Origin of the sequence: Vicingus serpentipes (assembly GCF_007993035.1) — a bacterium.
Classification (GTDB): Bacteria; Bacteroidota; Bacteroidia; order Flavobacteriales_E; family Vicingaceae; genus Vicingus; species Vicingus serpentipes.
This window is the reverse complement of sequence record NZ_VOOS01000004.1, coordinates 157,498-174,008: the sequence shown is the minus strand read 5'-3', so window position 1 is coordinate 174,008 and position 16,511 is coordinate 157,498. Positions and strand designations below refer to the sequence as shown.

The following is a 16,511-nucleotide window of genomic DNA, read 5'->3' as shown; positions in this document are numbered from 1 at the left end:
ATTTAGTTAAACGGATAAATCGTTTTGTAAATGAAGAAATACATCAAAACATTATTGGTAGTTGCTTTTTTTGGATTTTTTAATAAATCTGAAGCTCAGAATTATACTATAGATCAAGAAGGGTCATATACAACATGTTCGACAACAATGTATGATAGTGATTCTAGTGGTTTTTATCAAAATAATGAAAATTATACTATAACATTTTGTTCTGACGGAACAGGAGGAGGTAATACAGTTAATGTTGGTTTTGGAGAATTGTTCAGTATTGATCCATCAGATACTTTATATGTTTACGATGGAAGTTCAACCTCTTCACCACTAATTGGAGCATATAATAATGATAACCCTCCTGTTGGTGTTACATCAACAACAGCCAATCCCTCAGGATGTATTACTTTCAAATTTGTTTCTGACGGAGCAATTGCAGATACAGGCTGGATTGCAATATTAAATTGTGTAAAAGTATGTCAGCCAATAGATCCAATTGTCACAACAGTTCCAGCACTTACATCTTATGGACCTGATTCTAGCTATACAAATATTTGTGCTGGAGACACTGTCTTTTTTAGTGCTTCTGCAGCTTATCCTCACAATGGAATTAATGGAATTAATTATACACAAAGTGATGCTACTTCCACTTACGAATGGAATTTTGGAGAAGGAACCGAGTCTACAAATCAGAATGAGGCAATAATTTATGATAGCGAAGGTGGTTTTGCTGTGCTTTTAACAATAACTGATGCAAATGGTTGTCAAGAGCAAATTATACACAAAGTAAGAACAGGTATAACGCCTACTTTTTCAGGTATTTTAGCAATGCCTGATAGTACATGTTTTGGAGATACCATCCTGTTAATGGGTGGTTTTAATCAGATAACAGGTTCTGGGTCAGGTGTTTCGCCTAACTCTGGAGCTATTACAGCTGGAGGTACAGTAACTGGACAAACTTTTTTGCCAGATGGGAATGGTAATTCATATACTACATCAGTGGGGATTAGTGGGTTTCCTGGACAAACAATAAATGCGGGGACAGACATAGAAACAGTATGTATGAATATTGAACATTCTTATATTGGAGACCTTGATTTTCAATTAACTTGCCCTAATGGAACAACAATTATGTTGGCGGATAATTATGGCGGAGGTGGTTCTGGAGGTACTTTCTTAGGAGATGCAAATGATGACGGCAGTAATGACCCTGGAATTGGTATGGACTATTGTTTTACATTAGGAGCAGCAATGGGAACTATGGTTGATGAAAATATTGCAGGCAACTATATTCCTTCAACTTTTGATCCAGGAAACAATATTTTAACTCCGGGGGATTTCTTGCCTGAAGAAAGTTTTAACAGCCTTATTGGGTGCCCAATTGATGGTAACTGGACTATAACAGTTACTGATAATATAGGCGCTGATAATGGTTATATTTTTGAATGGGGAATTACATTAAATCCTGACATTAACCCTAACTCAGAATTTTATGATGTTGCAATTGCCGATGGATTTTGGCAAGCATCGCCAGATATTATTGCTTCATATGATTCAATGTCTGTTGCATACACTCAGGTTGAAGGCGAAAATCAATATATTTTTCAGGTAACAGATGAATATGGTTGTGAATTTGATACCACTATAAGTGTATTTGTTTTAGAAGAATTAAATGCTATTATGATTAGTGATACTTCTATTTGTGAAGGACAACAAGTGCAATTAGATGTGTTAGGAATTTCAGGAAACCTTGTAAGCTGCCAAGAAACAGCTTCAGTAACAGGGCAAGACGATGACCCTAATACTGATGTAACTATTAATAGCTTTTCTTGTATTCCTGCTGGAGCAGACATAACTTCTATTACATTAGACGCTGCATTTACGGGAACAAATTGTCCTAATTGGTATACTTATGATATAATTATTAATGGAGTGACTCAATTTACTCAACAATGTAATCAAACGGATTTAGATTTAAGTGCGTTTTTACCTATTACAAGTGTAACAATTTCTGCAAACGATGAAGACGCTTTTAGTGACAATGTAACTATAGACCTTACTTTGAATTTGTTTTATCAAAATCTATCTTTTAGCTGGGGTCCAACAATAGATTTGTCAGATCCGATGATTCAAACACCTATTTTTAATGGAACAACAACAAACACTTATGCAGTTGAAGTTTTTAATATTGCACATCCCGAATGTTCGGTAGTATCTGATTCAATTACAATCGGGGTTAGTTCAAACGATTTACCTACAATTGCTGGTGATTCGGCTATTTGTTTTGGAGCTTCATCAACGTTTATTGTAAATGGTGCAGACTCAGTGTTTTGGCCTGATAATTCAAATAGTTCAACTTTCACTTTTTCTCCTCAAAATGACAGTTTAGTTTCTGTTACTGCAACAACAGGATGTGGAAGTGTTACATGGAATAAACATGTTGTTGTTTATCCTCAAATTAATTTATCAGCTTCTCCTGACACTGTTATTTGTGAAGGTGACGTTGTGAATATTAACCTAGATGGGATTTTAGATGAATGTACTTATTTATTAACCCTCTCAGATGCTGTTGGTGATGGATGGAGCGGATTTGAAGGTGTTGACGTTAAAATTAACGGTATTATTTATGAGTCAGGAGTTGCTGTAGATGCATGCACAAGTGGCTCTTGCTCTTATTCTATGGTTATACCAATCAACGAAGGAGATATTTTAACTCTTGAATATATTTCAGGTGCTACTGATATTGAAAATACTGTTCAATTATTTGACGCAAATAATACAGAACTATTGAACACTACAAACCCTTCAGCAGGCTTGCTAGGAACATTTAATGCAACATGTAGTAATGCTTATAGTATTTCATGGACACCATCAACACAACTATCTGATGCATCAATTGCGAATCCAATTTTTACAGCTGTAACTTCTGAAAACTATCAAGCAGCAGTTGTTTTAAACAGCAATAATAATTGCTCAGAGGTATCAAATACAATTTCTATGGACGTGAGAAGTGTAGTTGCGCCAACATTATCAGTAATTGATACAGCACTTTGTATAGGTGAAACAACAACACTATCCGTAAATGCCGACAATATTTTGTGGTGGCCAGACAGTACAACTTCATCATCTTTTACGTTTACACCACAAAATGATAGTCTAATTTCTGTTACAGCATCAACATTTTGTGTTTCAGAACTTGTTCTAAGTCAATTAATTATTGTCAATCCTTTACCAATAGTAACAACAATTTCTGACACGATAATAACTATACAAGATGAAATTACACTGACTACAACAGGAGGAGAAAATTATTTATGGTCGCCAGCAGACTTTTTATCTTGTGTAGCATGCCAAAGTCCAATAGCTAAACCTACTGAAAATATAACTTACTTTGTAACTGTTCAAGATTCAAATGGTTGTATTTCTAGCGGATCAGTAAATATTGAAATAGTTGTACCTGATTTATTTATTCCTAACGGGTTTTCTCCTAATGGAGATGGGTTAAATGATTTTGTAGATGTAAGAAGTAAAAGTATTTCCTTAATGACAATACAAATATTTGATAAGTGGGGAACTTTAATTTTTGAATCAAATGACCAGAAAAATAGTTGGGATGGTACTCATAATGGGAAAAAATTAGATGCTGGAGTTTATGTTTACAAGTTTGAAGCTAGTATGGTAGATCAAACAACAGTTGAGCAAAGCGGTACAATTACGTTATTTAGATAATAATGAAAAAACTTATTTTTTTAATAATAACCTTAGTGTTTTTGAGTAAACAAGACTTGTTTGCTCAGGATAATAGATTTTCTCAATTTAATTCTTCACCATTACTTCTTAACCCAGGGTTAGCAGGAATGGGAAACGGCTACAGTAGGGCAAACATTAATTATCGAACACAATGGACAGGGATAGAAAATTCATTTAAAACAACTGGAATTTCGATCGATTTACCAATTTTTTCAGAAAAAATGAATTGGAAAAGAGGCTACATTGGAACTGGATTAGCTTTTTATACTGACAAAGCTGGAGCTGGAAATTTAGGGACTAATGAAATTAATTTTGTCATAAGTTCAGCCCTATTTGTTGGGAAAAACAGTAAAATAGCTCTTGGTATTATGGGGAGCTATATTCAAAAATCTGTTAACCCAGACAATATTGAATGGGGGTCACAATATAATGGATATGAATATAACCCTGAATTATCGAGTGGTGAAAATTTTGCGGTAGTTTCAACAAGTATAATAGATATGTCTGCAGGTATTAGCTATAGATATCATACAGGAAGTAAAGCTGTTACAAATAACGATCAAAAACTTCTTGAGTTAGGGTTAGCTTCTTTTCGTTTGTTTGAACCTAAGTATGAATTTTTATCGGATGGAGAAAGCCAAATCAGTAGAAGATATGTTGGTCATGGTAAATATTTAGCTTCAATAAATAGTTCGAAGTTTGTTGTTGGAGGTACTTTTTTATATATGATGCAAAACACATCTAGAGAACTTACTTTTGGACCTGAGTTTAGATATTCTTTAATGACTAATACAAAGTACACTGGTTACTTAAAAGATTCATACATAGGAGCACAACTTTTATATCGTTATAAAGACGCAATTATTCCTGTTTTGTTTTTCAAATTTGGAAACTTTAAATTAAGTGGTTCTTACGATTATAATCTTTCGGCATTAAATGGTGCTGGAGGTAAAAGTGTAAACGGATTTGAATTTTCGATACAATTTAATGATTTTGAGGGTACTTTGTTTGGTCAGGGAAGTAAACACGTAACAATGAAAGGGAGTACAGGAAACCTTTAATTGAACCTTTTTTAACATTTCTTTTTTACAACTTATTTTAAATAGTTTCTTCATTGTTGTTCAATGTTTTATTTTTGTTTTCATAAATAAAAAATATTAGCAATGAGTTACAACAACATTATAATTGAAATAGCAGAAAAAGTCGCTGTTTTAACAATTAACCGTCCTAATCAGTTAAATGCATTAAATTCTGAAACTATAAAAGAGTTAGGAGATGCTTTTAAGAGTTTGGAAAGTGACGATAATGTAAAAGCAATAATTATTACAGGTTCAGGTGAAAAAGCTTTTGTAGCTGGTGCAGACATTAAAGAGTTTTATCAGTTTGATGTTGCTGAAGGGAAAGAATTGGCTGCAAAAGGACATCAATATTTATTTGACGTAGTTCAAAATTTAACAACACCAGTAATTGCAGCTGTTAATGGATTTGCCCTAGGAGGAGGTTTAGAGTTGGCGATGAGTTGTCATTTTAGATTAGCTTCAGACAATGCTAAATTAGGATTGCCAGAGGTTACTTTAGGAGTTATTCCTGGGTATGGTGGAACACAACGGCTGGCTCAATTAGTTGGTAAGGGGAGAGCTATGGAAATGATAATGACTGCAAAAATGATTTCTGCCGAAGAAGCTTACGGTTATGGATTAGTAAATCAGGTTACAACACAAGAAGAATTACTAGCTTCCTGCCAAAAAATTGCGTTAAAGATTGTTAAAAACTCATCTGTTGCAATAGCAAGTGCAATAAGAGCTGTAAATGCAGGTTATACTGATGGTGTAAATGGTTTTGATACTGAAATAGAAGAGTTTGGAAAATGCTTTGGAACAGAAGATTTTAAAGAAGGAACAACTGCTTTTATTGAAAAACGAAAAGCCAATTTTCCTGGGAAATAAATTGAAAAATTGTCAAATCCACTAAAAAAATTAGCAAGTCAAACTGCCATCTATGGTCTTACAACCATTATTGGAAGGTTAATGACATGGTTTTTAGTCCCAATTTATATCGGTGCTGCTAAGTTTTCTACAGACCAATATGGAATTATTACTGAAATGTATTCTTATGTTGCGTTTTTAGTTGTTTTTTTAACTTATGGCATGGAAACGGCCTATTTTAGGTATTCTACTCAAAAAGATGAGAGTAAACAGAAAGTTTATACAACTATAATTTATTCTTTATTAGCAACATCTTTTATTTTTATTTCCGTTGCATTTTTGTTTAACCAATCAATTGCTGATTGGTTAAAATATCCAAATAATAAAGAGTTTGTTACTTGGTTTGCAATTATTGTTGGCTTAGACGCTGTGTCATCTATACCAATGGCAAGGTTAAGAGCAGAGAATAAAGCCACAAAATTTGTTATTGTAAACTTTGCTAATATTATTGTTTTTGTTGGATTAAACTTATTTTTTCTAGCTTATTGTCGCCCAATGCATGCAAGCGGGAAAACTAATTGGATAATAGACACTTTTTACAATCCTAATATTGGTGTGGGTTATGTTTTCATATCAAACTTAATAGCAAGTATTATAAAGTTTGTTCTTCTATTGCCCGAAATGATTTATGCTAAGTATGGCTTTGAATTAAGTTTACTTAAAAAAATGTTTATTTATGCTTTACCCCTGTTAATTTTTGGTTTGGCAGGAATTGTTAATGAAACAATTGATAGAATAATGCTAAAAAGAATGTTGTTTGATGTTTTAGGAGAAAAAGAAACATTATCACAGATTGGAATTTATGGAGCATGCTATAAAGTTTCAATAATTATTACACTATTTATTCAAGCATTTAGATATGCAGCAGAACCATTCTTTTTTGCTCAAGAAAAAGAAGTAAATGCTAAGGAAAATTATTCGAAAGTAATGACCTATTTTGTGATAGTTTGCGCAACCATTTTTTTAGGAGTTATGTTATTTATTGATGTTGTAAAATATTTTATTCCAAACGAAGCTTTTTGGGAGGGTTTACATGTAGTGCCAATTTTAATGTTTGCAAATATAAGTTTGGGGATATATTATAACCAATCTATATGGTACAAGTTAAGTGGAAAAACAAAATATGGAGCATACATTGGTATTTTTGGGGCATTAATTACAATTGCTTTAAATTATGTTTGGATTCCAGTTTATGGTTATGTAGGGTCGGCATGGGCTACACTAATTTGTTATTTTTCAATGATGTTATTATCATTTATTTTAAGTAGAAAACATTATCCAATTAAATACGATTTACCCAAGATATTTTTATACTTAACAATTTCGTTTGGATTTTACCTTATAAGCAGTTATATTGATTTAACGTCAGGATTTTTAAAATACAGTGTTCATAGTCTTTTATTAATAGCTTTTGCAGCTATAATTTACCTTATAGAAAGACCAAAAAAAGTGGTAATTTAGTCAATTGCAAAAAAGAATTTACAATGGATATTAAAATAGTCAATAAGTCAAATCATCCTTTACCAACTTATGGTACCGAAGCTTCTGCTGGAGTTGATTTAAGAGCAAATATATCAGAATCAATTACACTTAAACCTTTAGAAAGAACACTCGTTAAAACAGGTCTTTTTATAGAGTTACCAATAGGTTATGAAGCACAAGTAAGACCAAGAAGTGGTTTAGCATATAAAAATGGAGTAACCGTTTTAAATACTCCAGGAACAATAGATGCTGATTACCGAGGCGAAATTGGTGTGATTTTGGTAAACCTTTCAAATGAAGAATTTACAATAGAAAATGGAGAAAGAGTAGCGCAGTTGGTGATTGCTAAACATGAGCAAGCAGAATGGAAATTAGTTGAAGAACTTTCAGACACCGAAAGAGGTGCTGGAGGATTTGGTAGTACAGGGAAAAAATAAAAAGACATGAAAATTATAGTGCCAATGGCAGGAAGAGGTTCACGCTTAAGACCTCATACATTAACAGTTCCAAAACCGTTAGTTCCAGTAGCTGGAAAACCAATAGTTCAACGATTAGTTGAAGATATTACAAAAGTTTGCGGAGAACCAGTTGATGAAATAGCTTTTATTATCGGTGATTTTGGCGATCAAGTAGAAAAAGACTTAATTGCTGTTGCAGAAGGATTAGGGGCAAAAGGAAGTATTTATCACCAAGAAGAAGCTTTAGGAACAGCACATGCAATACTTTGTGCTAAAGATAGCTTGCAAGGCAATGTTGTAGTAGCGTTTGCCGATACATTATTTAGAGCAGATTTTACATTAGATAGTAGTGCTGATGGTATTATTTGGGTGAATCAAATTGATGATCCAAGTGCTTTTGGTGTTGTTAAACTTAACGAACAAAATGTAATTACTGATTTTGTTGAAAAACCAGTTGAGTTTGTTTCTGATTTAGCAATCATTGGAATTTACTATTTTAAAGACGGAGCGTATTTAAAAAACGAATTACAATATTTAATTGATAACGACATTAAAGAAAAGGGAGAATATCAATTAACCAATGCTTTAGAGAACATGAAGCAAAAAGGAACGAAATTTGTTCCTGGGAAGGTGAATGAATGGCTCGATTGTGGTAATTATAAAGCTACAGTTTATACAAACCAAAGGGTTTTAGAGCATATTAAAAATGAAAATATTGTTGATGCTTCACTAAAAAATGAAGGTTCAAAGATAATAGAACCTTGTTTTATTGGTAAAAATGTTGTTTTGAAAAACGCAACAATTGGGCCTCATGTTTCTATTGGAGATAATTCGATGATTGAAAATTCAACCATAACTAATACAATAATTCAAACAAACACAACAATTACTGATTCTACATTAAACAATTCAATGATTGGAAATTTTGTAAAAATTAGTAATAATGCTCAAGAATTAAGCATTGGCGATTATAACGAAATAAACTAAAAATGCTTAAGCAACTAATTAAATGAAAATATTCTTCTACATTTTCTCGTTTTTTATCCTCTTTTTTATAGGATGTTCAGCACCTAAAAGTGTAGAAAATAATTCAAGTCAACCTAAAAAAACAAAAAGCAAAAGCCTTTCTGAACTTTCTGAAAAGGAAAGAATGAATTATGATTTTATGTTTCATAATGCAAACAAAGAAAGAATATTAGGCAACTATCAAATCGCTGCTGGTTTGTTTAGTAAATGTATTGAAATAGCACCAGATGAGCCTGCTGCATATTATGAAGTAGCTAAGATTTTTGATTTTGCTGAGCAGAAACAATTAGCTTTAGACAATGCTCAAAGGTCTGTTGAAATAGATGGAGAGAACTATTGGTACCGTTATTTTTATGCTTACGCTTTACAGAAAAATGGAGACACAGAAAACGCAATAAAGCAATATCAAAAACTTGTTGAAAAAAACCCTGAAAATGTTGAGTTGTATTATGATTTAGCTGGTATGCAGCTATACGTTGGACAATACCAAGAAGCAATAAAAAGCTATAATAGCTTGGAAGAAAAAATGGGTATTTCAGAAGAAATATCGCTACAAAAACAAAAGGTTTATATAAAGTTAAATAACATTGATAAGGCTGCAGAAGAATTAAAAGCATTAATTAATGAGTACCCAGAAGAAACTAAATTTCAAGGGTATTTGGCTGATATGTATTTAGCAAACAATTTAAATGATAAGGCGTTTGAAATCTATCAGCAAATTTTAGAAAAAGATTCTACTGATAATTTTTCACATTTAGGGCTTTATGATTATTACCGAAACATTGGTGAAAAAGAAAAAGCATATAATGAAATAAAGCAAGTTTTTGAAAGTGAAGATTTTGATATAGACTCTAAAATGCAAATTTTACTATCTTATTTTTCTTACACTGAAAATGATTCAGAACTAAAAAAAGAAGCATTTGATTTAAACAAAATTTTAATAAAAACACATCCTTCGGAAGCTAAAGCATATACGATATATGCTGATTTTTTATATCGTGAAAAAAAGGTTGAAAGTGCTAAAGAAAATTATTTAAAAGCAATTGAATTAGATAGTTCTAAGTTTGCTATTTGGAGTCAAGTGTTGTTAATTGATGCAGAGTTACAGAACTATGATGATTTATTAGCTCATAGTAAACCTGCAATTGATTTATTCCCAAATCAACCAATGTTTTACTTCTTTTATGGTGTTGCAAATATGCAAAAGAAGAATTATCAAGAAGCAGCTGATTATTTTGTTCTAGGTAAAGATTTTGTTCTAGATAATCCTCCTTTATTGGCTCAGTTTTATGCAAATTTAGGAGATAGTTATTATCAATTAAAACAACATAAAGAGTCAGATGAAGCTTATGAAAAAGCATTAGAAATTGAGCCAAGAAATATTTTTGTACTCAATAACTATGGTTACTATTTATCACTTAGGGAAGAGCATTTAGAAAGAGCTGAAGAATTATCTGCTTTAGCAAATGAAATAGAACCAAACCAACCTAACTACGAAGATACTTATGCTTGGATTTTATACAAACAAGGAAAATATATTGCTGCTAAAGAATGGCTAGAAAAAGCGATTGCAAATGGAGGAGATAAAAATGCTGTAATTCTTGAACACCTTGGTGATGTCCATGCCAAATTAAATAATATAGAAAAAGCATTAGAGTTTTGGAATTTAGCTAAAACGCAAGGCGAAGGCTCAGATTTACTGAACAAAAAAATTGAAGATAAAAAGCTGTATGAATAAGCTGTTTCATATTAAATATTCTATTCTTTTTTTGTTTATATTTTTTTATGCATGTAAACCGCAAGAAGAAATAGTTAAAAATAAAATAGAGCATCATACCACTAAAGAGTTAGTGGATTCATTAAGTAAAAATGAATTTAATTTTGGTTCGCTTTCTGCAAAAGCAGAAATTGAATTTATTGATGAGAAGTCAACTTCTTTTAAAGCGCACCTTAGAATTCAAAAAGACAGTGTGATATGGATTTCAATTACACCAGTTTTAGGAATAGAAATAGCGAGAGTAATGATTACTCAAGATTCAGTAATGTTAATGAACAGAGTAAAGTCAGAATATTTTAAGGGTGATTTCGAATACATTAATAAAATGTTTAATGTAGAGTTTGATTTTGAAATGCTTCAATCATTATTGATTGGTAATAGTTTAGAATTTGAAAAAAATGAAAAACTTAAGACTGCAATAGACCGTAAAACTAACCGTTATTTTATAGGAACCGAGAAGAAACGAAAAGTAAAAAAAGACATTAAAAAAGAGAAGGAAAAAATAAAAGAGCAATCTCAGGCAATATGGTTAATTCCTAAAACCTATAAAATTGTTGAATTGTTAATCTTAGACCCTAATAAAGACCAATCATTAAATGCTATTTTTTCTAAGCACACTGATTTAAACAATCAATTGTTTCCTTATAAATTAGCTTTTAATATACAGTCTAAAAAGCAACTTAAAATTAATGTTGACTATAGTAAAATAACATTAGATAAAGAGCAAAGTTATTCGTTTAAAATCCCATCTAAGTATGAGCAAATTCAATAAACATATTCTTGGATGCTTGGCAATTATTTGCTCACTATTTTTTAGTTTAAATACTAATGCTCAGTCCAAAAATGATTTAGAGGCTAAAAAGAAGTTGCTTCAGAAAGAAATTTCGCTAACGAACAAATTGTTAAACGAAACACGAAAAAACAAAGAGCTTTCATTAGACGAGTTATTGAAATTAAAGAGTAAAATTAATGCTCGTGCAGGATTGATTTCAGCTTTAAATGCTGAACTTAGAATGTACAATAATGAGATTAAGAAAAACACAGATGAAATAGCTTTTTTGCAAAATGATTTATCAAAGCTAAAAGAGGAGTATGCTAAAATGATTTACTATGCATATGTCCATAAGGGTTCTTTTGAAAAGATTATGTTTGTATTTGCTTCAAATAGTTTTAATCAAGCTTATAAGCGATTAAAGTATATTCAGCAATATTCAACATACCGAAAAAGTCAAGCAAAAAATATTGTAAAAACACAAGAATCGCTAAAACAAAAAATAACAGAATTAGACCAAGCAAAGCAAGAAAAAGGTGCTATAATTTCTTTAGAAGAACAAGAGAAACAAAAATTAGCTGTTGAGCAAGTAGAGAGAGAGGGTGCTGTAAAACAGCTTCAAGGAAAGGAGCAAGAGTTAAAGCAAGAATTAGCTAAAAAGCAAGCTGCAGCTCAAAAATTACAAAAAGCGATACAAAAAATTATTGAAGACGAGATTAGAAAAGCTCGTGAAGCAGCTAAAAAAGCTGGAAATACTTCAAAAGGTTTCCCTATGACTCCAGAAGCATTAAAACTTTCAAATTCTTTTGCTGCCAATAAAGGCAAGTTACCTTGGCCAGTTATGGAGGGAGTTATTACTGATCGTTTTGGTCAACATCCACACCCAGTTTTAACAGGAATTGTAATAAACAATAATGGTATTGATATTAGTACAACAAAAGGAGCAATAGCTAGAGCAATTTTTGATGGTGAAGTTAGTTCTGTGGCCATTATTCCTGGAGAAGGAAAAGTTGTAATGATTAGACATGGAGAATACTTGAGTGTTTATTCATATATGACTGAAGTTTTTGTTAAGAAAGGAGATAAAGTAAGTACAAAACAACATTTGGGAGTTTTAGTTAATGAGTCGGGAGCATCAAAAACGGATGTCCATCTTGAAATATGGAAAGGAATGACCAAGCTTAACCCTGAATATTGGATTTTTAGAAAATAGGCTTTTACTAAAAATGATACTTTCCATTCCTACTAAAATACCTCAATCAAACTTTAAAATCTCTCATAATGAGGGGCTATTTTTAATCGGGTCTTGCTTTTCGCAAAATATTGGACATAGGTTAAAAGAAGCTAAATTTAATATTAGTTCCAACTCGTTTGGTACGATATATAACCCTATTTCTATTGCGGAAAATCTTCATCGTTTATTAAAGGTTAAGCATTATGATGGTAATGACATCTATAATTATAAAGATGAAAAACTTGTAAATTTTTCAAATCAAAGTAGTTCACATAAAATTGATGAGAGTGCATTTTTGATGAAGGAAAATGATAAGTTAGCTGCAGATATTTTAGCTTTAAATCAATCGAACACCATTATTTTAACATTTGGTACAGCTTGGGCTTATGAGTGGAAAGAAACCAGTCAAATCGTAGCCAATTGCCATAAAATACCAAATACATTTTTCTCAAAACGTTTATTAACAGTTGCTGAGATAGTAACAAAATATGATGAATTGTTAAACCACTTTAAAACTAAAAACATTGTTTTTACGGTTAGTCCTGTTCGACATGCAAAAGGTGGTTTGCACGAAAATAATTTAAGTAAATCAACATTACATTTAGCAATAAATGAATTGATGAATAAGTATGAAAACTGTAGTTATTTTCCTGCTTACGAAATAGTAATTGATGAATTAAGGGATTATCGCTTTTACAAAGAAGATATGATTCACCCATCAGATCAAGCCATAAATTATGTGTGGGATAAGTTTTCCGAAACTTATTTTGAACCAAGTACATTAGATTTAGTTGAGCAAATATTCAAAATAAAAAATGCTGCAGCTCATAAACCATTTAATTACGAAAGCATTGGACACAAACAGTTTGTAGCAAAACAAACTGAATTAATTAATAAGCTAAAGCAAACAGCTCCTTATTTAGATTTTGAACAAGAAATAAGTCAATTGAATCAACAAAACTAAAGATATAGCATTTACAAATAAGGAAATAGTAATTTCGCTATTCAAATAAAACAAAAGAATGGATTACGTTATACAGGCAGCACAACTTTTACTAGGAATTTCAATACTTGTGGTATTGCATGAGTTTGGTCATTTTATTGCTGCCAAAGCATTTAAAACTCGAGTTGAGGCATTTTATTTATTTTTTAATCCTTGGTTTTCTTTAGTAAAAAAGAAAATTGGAGACACTGAATATGGTATTGGATGGTTACCACTTGGGGGCTATGTAAAAATATCAGGGATGATAGATGAAAGTATGGATAAAGAACAAATGGAAAAACCTGCTGAACCTTGGGAATTCCGTTCTAAAGCAACTTGGCAGCGATTGATTATTATGCTTGGTGGTGTTATTGTAAATGTTATTGTAGCGTTCTTTATTTATGCAATGATTTTGTTTGCATGGGGAGAAACTTATATCCCAGCTCAAAATGCTACTTATGGCGTTTATTGCGATTCTGTAGCGCAAAGCATAGGGTTTAAAAACGGAGATAAAATTGTTGCCTTAGATGGTAAGCCAATAGATAGTGAAACAACTTATGGTCAAATTACGGTTCAAATTTTATTAGACAACATTAAAGAAGTTACGGTTGATAGAGGAGGAAATAGAGAAACAGTGTCTATTCCTTTAGATTTTGCCGAAACAGTTATTAGCAATAAAGTAACCAAAGGGTTGTTTGTAGAAGATTATCCTATGATTTTAGACTCGATAACACCTTTGTCTGAAGCGGAAAAAGCGGGGCTGTTAATTGGCGATAAAATTATTGGAGTTAACGGAGAGAAAATATCAGGAGTGGTGAATTCAACTCAATATACTTCTGCAGAGCCAAAGACAGCATATACTTTTAAAGTACTAAGAAATAATGAAGAATTAGATTTTCAGATTATTTCAAATGATGAAGGGAAGATAGGAATTCATTATGGGTCACTTTTAGACTATTTAACAATAGCTACCAAAGAGTATGGTTTTTTTGAATCTATTCCTGCAGGATTTTATAAAACAGGAAATGTTTTAAAAAGATATATTGACCAATTTAAATTAATTTTTTCTAAGGCTGGAGTAAAACAATTAGGAGGATTTGGTTCGATAAGCAAACTTTACGGAGCTACTTGGGATTGGCAAAACTTTTGGGAAAAAACAGCCTTGATTTCAGTAATGCTTGCTGTAATGAATTTATTACCAATACCTGCTTTAGATGGCGGGCACGTAATGTTTTTGAGCTATGAAATGATTACAGGAAGAAAGCCTAACGAAAAGGTTATGGAATATGCTCAAATAGCCGGAATGATGTTGTTGTTAGCATTTATGTTATACGCTAATGGTATGGATGTTGTAAGAGCGTGGTTTAGTAATTAACGCGTAGTTGTTTAAAAGCTATTCTAGTTTTAATCTCATAACAGTGATTATAACTTAGCTTTACTACTTCTACATAACACTAAACCAATGAATAAAATCATTTTTATTATTACGCTGTTTATTTTCTCGATTAAACTAACTGCCCAAAACAATACAATGGGTACAGTTACGAATAGTGAAGCCAACGGAAAAGCCAAAGTTTTAATTATTCCTTTCGAACCAAGACTTTACATTTCTGATATAGATAAAGAGTTGGTTAAAGAAAATCAAATGAATTTTCAGGATATTAAAGCAAAGTTTAGAGCAGCTTTAGATCAAAACATTTACATTTCCTTAAAAAAGTATTACACTTCTCTTTCTTTTTACACTATCCCTCAAGAAGATGCCATTAAAGAACTTTCTTACATCTATAACTCTATAGGCTATAAATACGAAGTAATGCCTGTAGAAGAAGTGGTAGAAAAAGAAAATACAGGCAAAAAATTGATGAATAAGTTTAAGAAAAAAGAGAGAGAAGAAGAACCAATCGAAGCAGGAATTAATAATGGTCAAATTGTTTCTCAAACAGATGATAGAGAAAAATACATGATGACTAAAATCTCTAATGAAAATTTAATCAACACTTTAAATAAACAATACCAAGCAACGTATTATTTATTTATAAACGAGCTAGACATTAAACGCACAATGAAAGAAAGTGGCGGGATGAATAGTCAGTCTCAGCGAGAAATAAAAGTACATTACACAATATTCAACAATCAAGAAAAAGTGATGGATTCTGGAGCAATTAAAACATTGTTTAACAGTAGCGAAAACGATATCGAGAAAATCATTAAATCAGAATTCCCATTAATTGCTGATAAGTTAGCTGAAAAAATAGTTAATGTAAAACCAGAATAAAGCAGGCTATGTTTCTTGTAAAAACACCATTAGCTATAAAAAAATCATTTCCTAGCTTAGTTTGGGATATACCTAACAATACAAAAACAATATACTTAACCTTTGATGATGGTCCAACACCAGAAATTACAACATGGGTTTTAGAAACATTAAAAAAACACAAGATAAAAGCTACATTTTTTGTGGTTGGCGATAATGTAAAAAAATACCCTCAAATATATCAGCAATTAATCGCTGAAGGACATGCAATAGGAAACCACACCTACAACCATTTAAATGGATGGAAAACAAAATCTTCTGATTACTTACAAAACATTGAAAAATGTGCAGAATTAGTAGATTCTAATTTATTTCGCCCACCTTACGGGAGAATAAAAAACACGCAAATAAGAAAGCTTAAACAACATTATAAAATTATAATGTGGGATGTGTTGAGTGGAGATTTTGATGCGAATTTAAGCCCTGCAAAATGTGCCGAAAATGTAATTAACAACACCAAAGCAGGCTCTATAATTGTTTTTCACGACAGCGTAAAAGCCGAAAAAAACCTGAAATATGCTTTGCCTAAAGCAATTGAGTTTTTAAAACAACAAGGTTTTACTTTTGGAGTAATTACAGAAGATTGACTTCATCTTCTTTCGTTTAGTATATGGCATTTAGGGCAAAAGATACAGAAAAACTATAAAGTTTGCGCTTAGCCAAAGCGTTGCATTTTGTTTTTATCTTATTCATTCTTAAAAGCCAAATAAACGATTTGGCGGTGTTTGTAAATAGCAACA

The 16,511-nt window shown here is 31.7% G+C and carries 13 protein-coding genes; all 13 read left to right on the top strand.

From position 1 onward, the window contains the following. The first annotated feature begins 30 nt into the window (after positions 1–30). The 13 genes from FRY74_RS09610 (at position 31) to FRY74_RS09550 (ending at position 16,358) form a co-directional block, all read left to right on the top strand. Complete coding sequence (locus FRY74_RS09610; protein ID WP_147100919.1) at positions 31–3,720, top strand: T9SS type B sorting domain-containing protein; 3,690 nt, start codon at positions 31–33, stop codon at positions 3,718–3,720. 2 nt (positions 3,721–3,722) lie between these two features. Further along, the gene (locus FRY74_RS09605; protein ID WP_147100917.1) at positions 3,723–4,802 is read left to right on the top strand and encodes a PorP/SprF family type IX secretion system membrane protein; all 1,080 of its coding nucleotides are present in this window, start codon (positions 3,723–3,725) and stop codon (positions 4,800–4,802) included. 102 nt (positions 4,803–4,904) lie between these two features. Continuing rightward, complete coding sequence (locus FRY74_RS09600) at positions 4,905–5,687, top strand: enoyl-CoA hydratase/isomerase family protein (protein ID WP_147100915.1); 783 nt, start codon at positions 4,905–4,907, stop codon at positions 5,685–5,687. 9 nt (positions 5,688–5,696) lie between these two features. Beyond that, positions 5,697–7,187 (top strand): oligosaccharide flippase family protein, encoded by a 1,491-nt coding sequence (locus tag FRY74_RS09595; protein ID WP_147100914.1) that lies wholly within the window; start codon positions 5,697–5,699, stop codon positions 7,185–7,187. Positions 7,188–7,210: 23 nt separating this feature from the next. Next, positions 7,211–7,645, top strand: coding sequence for a dUTP diphosphatase (dut, locus tag FRY74_RS09590; RefSeq protein WP_147100912.1), 435 nt, complete (start codon positions 7,211–7,213; stop codon positions 7,643–7,645). Positions 7,646–7,651: 6 nt separating this feature from the next. Next, entirely contained in the window at positions 7,652–8,653 is a 1,002-nt protein-coding gene (locus FRY74_RS09585; protein ID WP_147100910.1) for a sugar phosphate nucleotidyltransferase, read from the top strand. 22 nt (positions 8,654–8,675) lie between these two features. Next, entirely contained in the window at positions 8,676–10,430 is a 1,755-nt protein-coding gene (locus FRY74_RS09580; RefSeq protein ID WP_147100909.1) for a tetratricopeptide repeat protein, read from the top strand. Continuing rightward, entirely contained in the window at positions 10,423–11,241 is an 819-nt protein-coding gene (locus FRY74_RS09575) for a DUF4292 domain-containing protein (RefSeq protein ID WP_147100907.1), read from the top strand. Before FRY74_RS09580 ends, FRY74_RS09575 begins: the two co-directional genes overlap by 8 nt. Then, positions 11,225–12,454, top strand: a complete 1,230-nt coding sequence (locus FRY74_RS09570) for a murein hydrolase activator EnvC family protein (protein ID WP_147100905.1) — start codon at positions 11,225–11,227, stop codon at positions 12,452–12,454. Before FRY74_RS09575 ends, FRY74_RS09570 begins: the two co-directional genes overlap by 17 nt. A 13-nt stretch (positions 12,455–12,467) precedes the next feature. Further along, the gene (locus FRY74_RS09565; RefSeq protein WP_147100903.1) at positions 12,468–13,439 is read left to right on the top strand and encodes a GSCFA domain-containing protein; all 972 of its coding nucleotides are present in this window, start codon (positions 12,468–12,470) and stop codon (positions 13,437–13,439) included. A gap of 58 nt (positions 13,440–13,497) precedes the next feature. Beyond that, entirely contained in the window at positions 13,498–14,832 is a 1,335-nt protein-coding gene (gene rseP / locus FRY74_RS09560; protein WP_147100902.1) for an RIP metalloprotease RseP, read from the top strand. A gap of 87 nt (positions 14,833–14,919) precedes the next feature. Further along, a complete protein-coding gene (locus FRY74_RS09555; RefSeq protein ID WP_147100900.1) occupies positions 14,920–15,732 on the top strand; it encodes a hypothetical protein in 813 nt (270 codons plus the stop codon). A gap of 8 nt (positions 15,733–15,740) precedes the next feature. Further along, entirely contained in the window at positions 15,741–16,358 is a 618-nt protein-coding gene (locus FRY74_RS09550; RefSeq protein WP_147100898.1) for a polysaccharide deacetylase family protein, read from the top strand. The last annotated feature ends 153 nt before the right edge of the window (positions 16,359–16,511 follow it).

What these genes read in the sequence shown, in the direction of transcription:
- FRY74_RS09550 (WP_147100898.1), top strand. Translation starts at nt 15,741, where the DNA reads ATGTTTCTTGTAAAAACACCATTAGCTATAAAAAAATCATTTCCTAGC.
- dut (WP_147100912.1), top strand. Translation starts at nt 7,211, where the DNA reads ATGGATATTAAAATAGTCAATAAGTCAAATCATCCTTTACCAACTTAT.
- rseP (WP_147100902.1), top strand. Translation starts at nt 13,498, where the DNA reads ATGGATTACGTTATACAGGCAGCACAACTTTTACTAGGAATTTCAATA.
- FRY74_RS09580 (WP_147100909.1), top strand. Translation starts at nt 8,676, where the DNA reads ATGAAAATATTCTTCTACATTTTCTCGTTTTTTATCCTCTTTTTTATA.
- FRY74_RS09565 (WP_147100903.1), top strand. Translation starts at nt 12,468, where the DNA reads ATGATACTTTCCATTCCTACTAAAATACCTCAATCAAACTTTAAAATC.
- FRY74_RS09570 (WP_147100905.1), top strand. Translation starts at nt 11,225, where the DNA reads ATGAGCAAATTCAATAAACATATTCTTGGATGCTTGGCAATTATTTGC.
- FRY74_RS09605 (WP_147100917.1), top strand. Translation starts at nt 3,723, where the DNA reads ATGAAAAAACTTATTTTTTTAATAATAACCTTAGTGTTTTTGAGTAAA.
- FRY74_RS09575 (WP_147100907.1), top strand. Translation starts at nt 10,423, where the DNA reads ATGAATAAGCTGTTTCATATTAAATATTCTATTCTTTTTTTGTTTATA.
- FRY74_RS09585 (WP_147100910.1), top strand. Translation starts at nt 7,652, where the DNA reads ATGAAAATTATAGTGCCAATGGCAGGAAGAGGTTCACGCTTAAGACCT.
- FRY74_RS09555 (WP_147100900.1), top strand. Translation starts at nt 14,920, where the DNA reads ATGAATAAAATCATTTTTATTATTACGCTGTTTATTTTCTCGATTAAA.
- FRY74_RS09610 (WP_147100919.1), top strand. Translation starts at nt 31, where the DNA reads ATGAAGAAATACATCAAAACATTATTGGTAGTTGCTTTTTTTGGATTT.
- FRY74_RS09600 (WP_147100915.1), top strand. Translation starts at nt 4,905, where the DNA reads ATGAGTTACAACAACATTATAATTGAAATAGCAGAAAAAGTCGCTGTT.